This is a genomic window from Caballeronia sp., assembly GCF_049581465.1.
GTDB lineage: Bacteria > Pseudomonadota > Gammaproteobacteria > Burkholderiales > Burkholderiaceae > Caballeronia.
This window is the reverse complement of record NZ_JBAUSA010000317.1, coordinates 1-9,861: the sequence shown is the minus strand read 5'-3', so window position 1 is coordinate 9,861 and position 9,861 is coordinate 1. Positions and strand designations below refer to the sequence as shown.

At 57.0% G+C, this 9,861-nt stretch carries 10 protein-coding genes and 1 pseudogene; 8 read left to right on the top strand and 3 right to left on the bottom strand.

Annotation, left to right across the window (positions count from 1 at the left end):
* Positions 1-426 precede the first annotated feature (426 nt).
* The 3 genes from WCA53_RS07885 to WCA53_RS07875 all read left to right on the top strand — a co-directional run bounded on the left by WCA53_RS07885 (position 427) and on the right by WCA53_RS07875 (position 1,641).
* Entirely contained in the window at positions 427-798 is a 372-nt protein-coding gene (locus WCA53_RS07885; protein WP_423907684.1) for a GFA family protein, read from the top strand.
* Between the two features lie 375 nt (positions 799-1,173).
* Positions 1,174-1,416 carry an IS3 family transposase gene (locus WCA53_RS07880; RefSeq protein WP_423907682.1) on the top strand — a complete coding sequence of 81 codons (243 nt, stop codon included), beginning with the start codon at positions 1,174-1,176 and terminating at the stop codon, positions 1,414-1,416.
* 3 nt (positions 1,417-1,419) lie between these two features.
* Entirely contained in the window at positions 1,420-1,641 is a 222-nt protein-coding gene (locus tag WCA53_RS07875) for a DDE-type integrase/transposase/recombinase (RefSeq protein WP_423907686.1), read from the top strand.
* A gap of 547 nt (positions 1,642-2,188) precedes the next feature.
* On the opposite strand, the gene WCA53_RS07870 is transcribed toward WCA53_RS07875, so the two are convergent.
* Together WCA53_RS07870 and WCA53_RS07865 are read right to left on the bottom strand one after the other, a co-directional pair.
* Positions 2,189-3,028 (bottom strand): alpha/beta fold hydrolase, encoded by an 840-nt coding sequence (locus WCA53_RS07870; RefSeq protein WP_423907680.1) that lies wholly within the window; start codon positions 3,026-3,028, stop codon positions 2,189-2,191.
* Between the two features lie 13 nt (positions 3,029-3,041).
* A complete protein-coding gene (locus tag WCA53_RS07865) occupies positions 3,042-3,494 on the bottom strand; it encodes an ester cyclase (RefSeq protein ID WP_423907677.1) in 453 nt (150 codons plus the stop codon).
* A gap of 918 nt (positions 3,495-4,412) precedes the next feature.
* Here WCA53_RS07865 and WCA53_RS07860 point away from each other — a divergent pair.
* Together WCA53_RS07860 and zapE are read left to right on the top strand one after the other, a co-directional pair.
* Positions 4,413-5,162: a sulfite exporter TauE/SafE family protein gene (locus WCA53_RS07860; protein WP_423907674.1), complete on the top strand. Its 750-nt coding sequence runs from the start codon at positions 4,413-4,415 to the stop codon at positions 5,160-5,162.
* A gap of 48 nt (positions 5,163-5,210) precedes the next feature.
* Entirely contained in the window at positions 5,211-6,404 is a 1,194-nt protein-coding gene (zapE, locus tag WCA53_RS07855) for a cell division protein ZapE (RefSeq protein WP_423907672.1), read from the top strand.
* Positions 6,405-6,459: 55 nt separating this feature from the next.
* Here the strand turns inward: zapE and WCA53_RS07850 are convergent, their stop codons facing one another.
* Positions 6,460-7,368 carry a LysR family transcriptional regulator gene (locus WCA53_RS07850; protein ID WP_423907670.1) on the bottom strand — a complete coding sequence of 303 codons (909 nt, stop codon included), beginning with the start codon at positions 7,366-7,368 and terminating at the stop codon, positions 6,460-6,462.
* 296 nt (positions 7,369-7,664) lie between these two features.
* On the opposite strand from WCA53_RS07850, the gene WCA53_RS07845 reads away from it, so the two are divergent.
* The 3 genes and pseudogenes from WCA53_RS07845 to WCA53_RS07835 form a co-directional block, all read left to right on the top strand.
* A complete protein-coding gene (locus WCA53_RS07845) occupies positions 7,665-7,904 on the top strand; it encodes a DUF4148 domain-containing protein (RefSeq protein ID WP_423907668.1) in 240 nt (79 codons plus the stop codon).
* 275 nt (positions 7,905-8,179) lie between these two features.
* Entirely contained in the window at positions 8,180-9,232 is a 1,053-nt protein-coding gene (locus tag WCA53_RS07840; protein WP_423907665.1) for an alpha/beta fold hydrolase, read from the top strand.
* 366 nt (positions 9,233-9,598) lie between these two features.
* Positions 9,599-9,817, top strand: a pseudogene (locus tag WCA53_RS07835) (VRR-NUC domain-containing protein); the annotation flags it as partial.
* Positions 9,818-9,861 lie beyond the last annotated feature (44 nt).

Sequence of the window (9,861 nt, the reverse complement as noted above, 5' to 3'; positions counted from 1 at the left end):
GTCACACGAGAGGTCAACGTTTTGAGGATTACCTGTTTTACGGCGAGATCCTCAGGTGACGGGCACTCCGCGGTTTCCTCCGTCGAGGCTCGTCCGACGCCCGCCAGCAACGCGCGGGGGCTCACTTACATTCCTGCGGACGGTGGTAGGCAGCGAACAACGAAGAACAACCCTAAACGAACCCGGAAGTTCAGCGTCGCTCGACGCACGGCGTGTCGGACTCAACGGGGCGCGCTTAATACGAATTTTTTGCTCGCCCCCGCGCACAACAGTTAATACACTGTGTAATAAGTCTCCGCCGAATGGCTACAGACGGAGTTAAGCGGCACCGACCAATCGCGGCCATACCGCCCGGCGGGAATCCAGAACAATTCGCTATGCGAAATTACGTTATAGTGAGAAATCGCTTTGACTTAAGACGAACACATGAACGCCGAACTGTTGAACGGGTCCTGCCATTGCGGGGCCATCAAATTCGAAGTACGCACCGCCGTCACCCCGGCAATACGTTGCAATTGCAGCCTCTGCCGGCGCAAAGGAATATTGATGTCACCGCCGTTCGTTGAGGGCAATTTGAAGATATTGCGTGGCGAGGATTCGCTGGCCATGTACCAGTTCAACACGCGCGTGGCGAAACATTATTTCTGCAAGCATTGCGGCGTCCATCCGTTCCTCCAGACGCCCATGGGAACGGATTTCTGGCGCGTCAATATCGGTTGCCTCGAAGGTATTGGCCCGTTTACGCTGGAAACCGGGTTGGTGGACGGCGCGAGCCTACCCGTCATGGAAGGCGTATAGCGCGAGTTGGGGACGCCGGGCCCCTGCTGGCGAGAAGGCAGAATCCCTACACAGTTCCGGCTGCTCAAGCACATATCGGCGAAAGGCATCAACGAGCGGCACGATCGGTGCACAGCATCCATCCACGCAGGGAACCATGCGCGAACGATCCAGCTCGGCGCCCGCTCGCATAGATGACTGATAGTCAGTACAGCGGTTGATTATCGGTGTATTTAGATTATGCAATCGCAGGACAGGTGGACCATCCTATTAATGGCCCTGCCCGCGCTGAAGCGGATGATGGTGAGCTACTTGATGGATCACCACGGCTGCAGCGAGCGACGAGCCCGTCAGTTGGTGTAACAGCAGCACCGTTCGCTACAACGCTATCGCAGCGTGCTCAATCCTCGAACCGCGTTGCGGCAACGCATGCGCGAGCGGGCGGCGGTTCGTGTGCGATATGGGTCACGTCGCATCTGGATCTTGCTCAATCGCGAAGGCTGGCGGGTGAGCAAGCATCTGGTCGAGCGCGTGTATCTGGAGGAAGGGCTGGCGCTGCGCCGCAAGCAGTCACGTCGGCGCAAGATGGTTATGAAACATCAGCGACGTCTGGCGTCGTGTGCTGCGAATCTGGCGTAGAGTCTGGATTTTGTATCTGACCAACCGAGCGATCAAACCCGATTCCGCGCGCTGACGGTCGTCGATGTCTATACGCGCGAAGCATTGACCATCGACGTTGGCGCGCGCTTGTGCAGTGAACACGTGGTGGCCACGCTGAACCGGCTGCTCGCGCAGCGGGGCCGACCGATGCGTGTGTTTGCCGATAACGGCAGCGAATTTTCGGGACGCTTGATGAAGATGTGAGCGTGTCACCACGGCGTGCGCATCGACTTCACTCGGTCTGGCAAGCCGACCGACAACATGCTTTCAAGACCTCCAACGGATCACTGCGCGACGAGTGCCTTAACGTGCACTGGTTCGAGTCGATCGAGCACGCCGAAGCGGTCCTCGAGGCCTAGCGCCATGACTACAATGGGAGTCGACCTCACATGGCTCTCAAGAACGTCCCTTCCACCGTCTTTGCCTGACAGGTGTTGTAAGGAAAAAGCCCGGGCATCTAACGGTCGCCGGCTAGTGTCGAAAACGGACCGAAAAACCGGGGCACTTCAGAAGCGCCATTATCTCCGGTTCATCGTGGTTCGCAATTCCCGGGTCAGGTCAGCGGGACGAATTCGAAGCCGTCATGACGCGCTTGCGCAACGCGTGTACGCCACGCGATCGCAGCCAACCGTGAATTCGACCCGCGGTATCAGGAGGACGGCCTGTTGGCGAGTACGCGCCGTGCCATTGAGCGCGAGGGCGTTCGCCCCGTTGCAAGGCCGAAGTTCAGGTAACTTCGCGACCCCAATGATCAATTTCCTGAATTCTCTATTTCCTCAAGAAAAACGAGAAGGTCCGCGTTCACCCGTTGACGATCAGTGATTCCGATGGCGTGCCCACTACCTTCGTATTCGATATATCGCGAGGTCGCAATCATCCGCGACGCAAGGCGTGCCGTAATGTCCGGCGGCACGTTGATATCCAATTCGCCATGCATTATCAACGTAGGAATATTGATTAGACCGAGGTCTAGGCTGAAATCCGTGTCAGACCATGCACGTGCGCAGGCAGTGATCGCCCGCAGCGATGCCTGGCTGGTAAGAAACGAATACCAGTCGAGCACGCCGCGCGAAACCGAGGACTCGCGCGCACCGCCGTTGAAGAAGCCTTCCCGGAAGTTCGCAAGAAATCCATGACGGTCTTCTTCGAGTGCCTTTATCAGACCATCGAAGACTGACTGGTCGATGCCATTGGGATGGGCATCGGTCTTCTTTAACGTCGGAGTTACCGCAGACATCAGAACGGCTTGCGCGACGCGTGCGGTGCCATGTCTTGATAGGTAGCGCGCAACTTCGCCGCCACCCATTGAAAACCCGACCAGCGTGGCCTGGCGCAGATCAAGGTGCAGCATAAGCGCGTCGAGATCGTCGGCTAGTGTGTCATAGTCATATCCTGACCACGGTTGATCGGATCGGCCGAATCCACGGCGATCGTACGCAATCACCCGATACCCGTTTGCCGCAAGATAAGTGGATTGCGGCTCCCAGAAATCGGCATTGAGCGGCCAGCCGTGTATGAGAACGACTGGCCGCCCAGTCCCCCAATCGTTATAGAAGAGGGATACGTCGTCCGCAGTCTTGAAGAAAGGCATGCCGCATTCCCCTTTACGTGCGAGCGACGGCAAACGGATCCTGTGCGTCGGACGTGCCTTGCAGGTCGCGGAACAGTTCGAATGCCGAGCGTTCGACCCAGTTGCGCACGAATCGCCCTTCCGGACCCACATGCCAGATCGCGTTTCCAGTAAATTCAATCGGTCGCTGATCCGCAGGAAAACCCATCAGGCCGTTGTTCAATCCGCGAATGCGAAACCGCGCTGAAACAAGTTTGCCGTCGGCGGACTGAAACGTGTTCACGATCTCGAACGTCAAGTCTGCAATTGGTGCCATTAACTCGCGAACCCATCGCTTGAAGTTGTCGCGACCAACAATGTCTCGGCCTCCCGTCGTAAGTACGAAGTCTTCGACGACAAAATCGTCGACGGCGTCGATGTTGTCAGGGGTTTGCCAGACCGCTTTCCAAAAATTTTCCATGAGGATCACAGAGTCCTGCTTCATCATCACTGCTCCTTTCGAACGGCTTGAATGCCGCTGGTGTGAAATGTATTTCGGTTGTGTCGCGCACGATCACGCGGGATGAGGGTCCTAACAGGTGGTTCGCGCCCGTTCTTATGCGAAGGGCCGCGCTTCCCCTCGGGCCGGACAGATGCCTTCGTGAGCCGCTTCAATTGCGTCTTCGTATAACGGCGTCTTCAGTCGTTCCTCAACCGATATGCCTATAAATCAGCCTGTCGGCCCTCCGTCCGCCGAAGTGCGTCAATTTTCGCTGCGAGGCCGAAGAGTATTCCAAGCATTCCAAGGGTTTCAATAAGGGCCGACATCATGATTTTCTTCCTCGTTTAACGCTGCCGTCGCAAAAGTCGGGGGTGGTTATCCTTTCGTTGTCGATTCAAAGCCCGGAGTTATCGGAACGCGAGACCGATCGACGCTGGCGAGGTGATGCTCTGCGGATTCGCCTGAACTGGCCAACATTCAGTTCATGTCATGGAGAGTAAGGACACTAGTTCATATCCACAATCTGGCATTTCCAATGCCACACTACGGATAAACCGAAGGCTCTGTTCATGTGGCTGCCTAAACTATACGGCGGTGGTCTCTGGGGACCATTGGGGCGGCAGTCTCAGTTTCGGCTTTCAGGTCATCAGTCTGGAATTCGCCCTGGCAACACGCGGTCAGGAATAGCAGGACATCGGTTAGATAGACGCCAGAGGTGACTTAGTTTTGGCCTAGGTCTGGCTCTTGAAATGCCGCATTGTGACCACGACGCGCTCCGTCTAGCATCGTCCGCATAGGGTCATTTTACGACTCGCTTTTTACCCCCGCATCTTCCACGGATCTAGACAACGATTTCATCGTTCGACAACGTCGGCAGCACGTCGGCCCGTGTGAGAGCCATGCATAACCGGATCAAACCTGAAAATGCCCGAAGCACATGTTCAACTGATTCTGATCGTAACGCTGACGTTCTTTTTTGCTGGAATAGTAAAAGGTGTGACCGGCATGGGATTGCCGACTGTCGCAATGGGTGTTCTCGGAGCGATCATGCCGCCCGTCGCCGCAGCTTCGCTTCTGATCATTCCTTCGTTCGTGACCAATGTTTCGCAACTATTCAGTGGGCAACGTTTTACCGCACTGGCGTGGCGATTGAGGTTGATGATGATCGGCATCGTGTTGGGTACCCTGGCCGGCTCATGGCTTCTGACCAGCACCAGCACCCAATGGACTACTGTGGGGTTAGGCGTTGCGCTGGCGCTCTATGCCGGGTTTGGCCTTCTCGGGCGGCCGTTGTCCGTTCCCGCCCGCATGGAACGCTGGCTTTCGCCAGTCGTCGGTTTGACAACCGGGTTGATTACGGGTGGGACCGGCATGTTTGTCATTCCTGCAGTCCCCTATCTTCAGGCTCTCGGCTTGAATAAGGATGAACTTATCCAGGCGCTCGGATTATCGTTCACGATCTCGACAATCGCGCTTGCGATCGGACTGACAAGGGGTGGGTCGTTTCACCTTGGGAACATGACCGCTTCGGCGCTCGCAATCGTCCCCGCACTGCTGGGCATGTGGGCCGGTCAAGCGGTCCGTCAACGCATCAGTGCTGCCACATTCCGTCGCTGGTTCCTGATCTTTCTCGTTGTGCTTGCTCTCGATCTTGTCATTCGCCCATTTCTTTGATGCGCGCAATATCACGCCATGCATATCACGCGAATCATCGAGCCCGCAATGCTCCCGGCATCCGGCACCGTGACGAGTCGCTACGAGGCGCTCGTTGCGAGCGGCGCAATTGAACGCGATCCGGCCCAAGAAAATTTGGTGGGAAGGCTTGACGTTCTCGCGCTCCGCCTCGGCAGTCGCCACCACCTGAGATTACGCTTTGACCTCGGCGGCCGGGTCGGCCTACGCGGCCGCGCTGGCGAGACAGTGCGCGGAGTATTTGTTTGTGGCCCAGTCGGTCGAGGCAAAACCATGCTTATGGACCTGTTCTTCGACAGCGTTGCCCTGACCGCCAAGCGGCGCATCCATTTTCACGCATTCATGGCAGAAATGCGTGACCGGATCCAACGAGTGTGTGACCAGATCAGATTCGGCGAGATAGGCAACGGTGACCCGATCGCGCTGGCAATCAAATCACTTGCATCAGAAGCCAGACTTCTTTGCATTGATGAGCTGACCATTACAGACATTGCCGACGCCACGATACTGCGACGCTTTCTTGCAGAGCTGTTCGCGCATGGAGTCGTGCTTGCCGTAACGGCGAACGTGGAGCCAGACCAGTTATATGAGGGCGGCGTGAATCGTGCTCTGTTCCTCCCGTTTGTCGACCTGCTCAAGGAACGAGTTGAAATAGTTCGTCTCGAGTCGCGGACGGATTTCCGCCTGGAACAGCCCGAAGGCGAGCGCGTCTGGTATATGCCCGCTGATTCGGCTGCAAGGAGCACGCTGGACCGAATATTCCGCGAACTTACCAGCGGCGCCGAGCCAGAAGCGCTTACGCTCGATGTCTGCGGTCATGCCGTGCGCGTACCGTTACACGCGCGGGGCATCGCTCGCTTTACTTACCGTGAACTGTGCGTGGCTCCGTTAGGGGCGTCTGACTACATCGCATTCGCAAATCGATTCCATACGCTGATAATCGATTGCATACCTCTCAATTTTGTTCATCGCAATCACGTCAAACGACTATGCACCCTGATCGATGTCCTTTATGAGCGGCGTGTAAAACTCATCGTTTCCGCTGAGGCGGAACCACGTGATCTTTGTCGAGGCATGATCGCTGTTCTGCGCCCAGCAATTGGCTTGCCGCGCTATCAGTCCGAGACAAGTCCTGACATGCTGGAAATAACGCGGACGGTATCTCGCCTCGTGGGAATGCGCTCCCGCGATTACCTTGCGCTGTCAAAGAACGGAGCAATCTGATTGTATGGTTCATCACGCGCCGCCCACGGGGGGCGTCAGCCATTGGTGGCGTCAATCATCGTTTGACTGACGCCGGCTGCACACAGGCGGAAAGATGCTTGATCAGGTCGCGGGCGTATCGGGGCAAAGTATCAAACTGCCGCACACACAGAGCAAGGTTTCGCGTAGCCCAGCCATCAGTCAAGACGATTGAGTGAATCCCAAAGGAACCTCGAAATTTCTTTACCGCAGCCTGCGGCACGATGCCGAAGCCAACACCGTGCTCGACCATATGACAAACATCCTCGAAGGTCCGCATGCGGACCCGGAGGGAAAGGGGGCGACCAGCAAGGGTCGCCTGATCGCACAGCAGTTCCTGGAAAGGATTCCCATCACTCATGCCCACAAATGGATGTCCCAAGACCTCCCGAAATGCTATGCGCCGGTGCTCGGCCAGTGCATTGCCGCGCGGAACGACAAGAACGAGCCGGTCGGTTGCAAATGGGAACGTTTGCAGGGTGCCGTGATCGACTGCACTGGAAATGATGCCGATTTCAGCAATGCCGCTGGACACCGCCTTCACAATCTCGACACTACGTCGTTCCTTCAGGTTGACGATGACATTCGGGCGACCTGCGAGAAACGGAGCGAGCGCCTTGGGCAAGAATTCGGTCATGGCGGCTGTATTGGCCCACAGACGAATATGTGCTTCCAGGCCCTTTGAGTATTCGCCCAATTCCCCCTGCATTTGCTCGATCTGACTCAAGACGAGTTTCGCATGATGGGCGAGCGTGTCACCCGCTGGCGTCGGCTCCACTCCGCGACGACCGCGTTCGAGCAAGGGTAAGCCGATGACCTCTTCCATGCCACGAAGACGGGCGCTTGCTGAAGGCAAGGACATATTCGCCTGCGCTGCGCCGTGGGTGATGCTCCCCGTTTCGAGAACAAGAAGAAAAAGGCGAAGGTCGGTCAGATCGAAGCGCATAGGCCGATCTTATCAGGTCACTATTCGCCGGCGCGGATGAACGACATTTCGTTAAGCGCTCGTGCTGCTTTGCATATCTACTCAAGCGAATTTGTATCGCAATGTATCGACAGACCAAACGGATACACAACCTTACATCCGGCCCCTTTTCTGACGCAAGCCAGATACTTCCGCGCGTTTTAATGGGTCAACGTCGCACTTCAAAAGATCTTCGCTTCGCAGTTCTACTTAGACTGCTGCTTGTGATCCCTGATACCGGACGGCGTCTTCCCACTCTCGAATTCCAGGAGCATTGCATGAAAACTTCCATGATCGTGATCGCCTTTGCCGCATTTACGACGGCTGGCCTTGCTCACGCCTCGGATGCCACACCCACAAGCGAACAACAATCGGGCGTTGTACAAACGGCGCAACTGTCTCCTGGCGACTACCAGGTTGCCAGGAAAACCCGTTCGCAGGTCCGTTCAGAACTGAAACAGTCCGAGACGGACGGTCAACTCATGTCGCTCAACAACGAAGTCTATAAAGGAAACTGATTGCCTGTCCTGATCCGGCAGGGGCTGCCCATCATGCCGACATTCTGCCGGTCAGCCGGATCGGGTCGCATGTTTTTTCTACGGGCATTTTTGCCTGGCGAACTGGCCGGCACAATGTCGTGCGCCGATCTATGTCATGTCGGCGCGCATTACCTGCTTTATCTGCGTGAAGGTTGACTACTTTCTACGTTCGCTTTATTCGAGCAAGGGTGCATTACAGAAACAGGTGAGCTGGAATTCTGCGGCTCACTCCAACCTCAGTAGGAGACATAGAAATGACAGACAGGATCGATACTCGCCGTCGCGGCTTCATGAATTCTGCGGCATTGGCAATTGCCGCTGCCCAGTTCGGGATGATCGGATCTGCGCGTGCGCAGTCCAGCAATGCACTACCGCCAGGTTCGCCTGCTTTCAAGCCTGGGACGAACACGTCGTTCGGCCCACTGAAGCAGATCAATGCCGGCGTCCTGAACGTTGGATACGCTGAAGCCGGCCCAGCAAATGGTCCCGCGGTCATTCTCCTGCACGGCTGGCCGTATGACATCCACAGCTACGTCGACGTCGCGCCGTTGCTGGCATCGGCGGGCTACCGGGTGATCATTCCATATCTGCGCGGTCATGGCACGACGCGCTTTCTCTCGGGCGAAACGTACAGAAACGGGCAACAGGTGATGGCTGCAGTCGATGCTATCGCCCTGATGGATGCTCTTAAGATTGACAAGGCCGTTCTGGGTGGTTTCGACTGGGGCGCGGGAGCGGTCTGCAACATGGCCGTGCTCTGGCCGGAACGCTGTAAGGCCCTGGTCTCTGTGAGCGGTTATCTGGTTGGCAGCCCCGAACTCAATGCGAAGCCGCTGCCGCCGGCGGCAGAGCACGCATGGTGGTACGAGTTTTATTTCGCCACGGAACGCGGCCGGGCAGGCTACGACCAGCACCGGAAAGATTTTGGGAAGCTCATTTGGCAACTCGCTTCGCCGAAATGGAACTTTGACGATGTCACGTTCGATCGCACCGCGACGGCCTTCGACAATCCCGACTATGTCGACATTGTGATCAATCATTATCGCTGGTGGCTCGGCCTGGCCAAAGGCGAATCGAAGTACGACGGCCTCGAACAGCGCCTGGCTGCAAGACCCGCGATCACCGTGCCCACGATCACGCTTGAGGGTGAGGCCAACGGTGCACCGCACCCGGAAAGCGCGGCCTATGCCAGCAAATTCTCCGGCAAATACGCGCACCGACTTATCGGCGGGGGCACCGGCCACAACCTTCCCCAGGAAGCGCCTCAAGCCTTCGCGCAAGCCATTATTGACGTCGCCGGATACTGATCGGGTCCGACTGAAAAGGTGGCGAACGCCGGTCATTGGAAGGCCGGCGTTTCAGTTCGCAAAACACAGATCTCATCCGTGACACGGTTTCGATTGTCGGCCGCTGCATCTTGGAACCATTCTTTGTGCGCAGCGTGGTGAGTGTCCGCTCTGTCTGACGGCTGCGCAAACGGCCGTTGTACCTCGGAAACTGCCATCGGTTTCGCTCTGACTTCGCCGTCCGCTGAGGGTCGGTTGCGGCCTTTTTCGAGTGCCGTCGCAGTGTGGTAACCGCGTCCCCCGTCCCGCGTCGGGCATGAGTGCAAGCAGACGTTTTCTATGACAGACGGCGCCGATATTATGAAGGCTGTATATACGTACAGCTTTATGGAAACTTCCACGCCCACACCTCCAGTCAATTTTCAGCGGCGCTTCTACTATCTGCTGAACTTCGAGATGGCCCTCGAATGGCTCGCCGCGCGCTACGACGATCTCTGAAGCGATGACGAGCGTGCTCTCCTACTCGCGTTCCCCCGGCTGCCGCCGGCGCTGCTGGTACGGATGCTGATGCGCGCGGGTCCTCTCTTCCGCGCGAGCAAGTGCGTCGGATCGGGCCAACGAATCTCGTTGCCTGTTTGAAGCCCATAGCC

Coding starts and splice junctions, on each gene's coding strand:
- WCA53_RS07840 (WP_423907665.1), top strand. CDS start 8,180: ATGACAGACAGGATCGATACTCGCCGTCGCGGCTTCATGAATTCTGCG.
- zapE (WP_423907672.1), top strand. CDS start 5,211: ATGCTCCCGGCATCCGGCACCGTGACGAGTCGCTACGAGGCGCTCGTT.
- WCA53_RS07865 (WP_423907677.1), bottom strand. CDS start 3,494: ATGATGAAGCAGGACTCTGTGATCCTCATGGAAAATTTTTGGAAAGCG.
- WCA53_RS07860 (WP_423907674.1), top strand. CDS start 4,413: ATGCCCGAAGCACATGTTCAACTGATTCTGATCGTAACGCTGACGTTC.
- WCA53_RS07850 (WP_423907670.1), bottom strand. CDS start 7,368: ATGCGCTTCGATCTGACCGACCTTCGCCTTTTTCTTCTTGTTCTCGAA.
- WCA53_RS07870 (WP_423907680.1), bottom strand. CDS start 3,028: ATGCCTTTCTTCAAGACTGCGGACGACGTATCCCTCTTCTATAACGAT.
- WCA53_RS07845 (WP_423907668.1), top strand. CDS start 7,665: ATGAAAACTTCCATGATCGTGATCGCCTTTGCCGCATTTACGACGGCT.
- WCA53_RS07885 (WP_423907684.1), top strand. CDS start 427: ATGAACGCCGAACTGTTGAACGGGTCCTGCCATTGCGGGGCCATCAAA.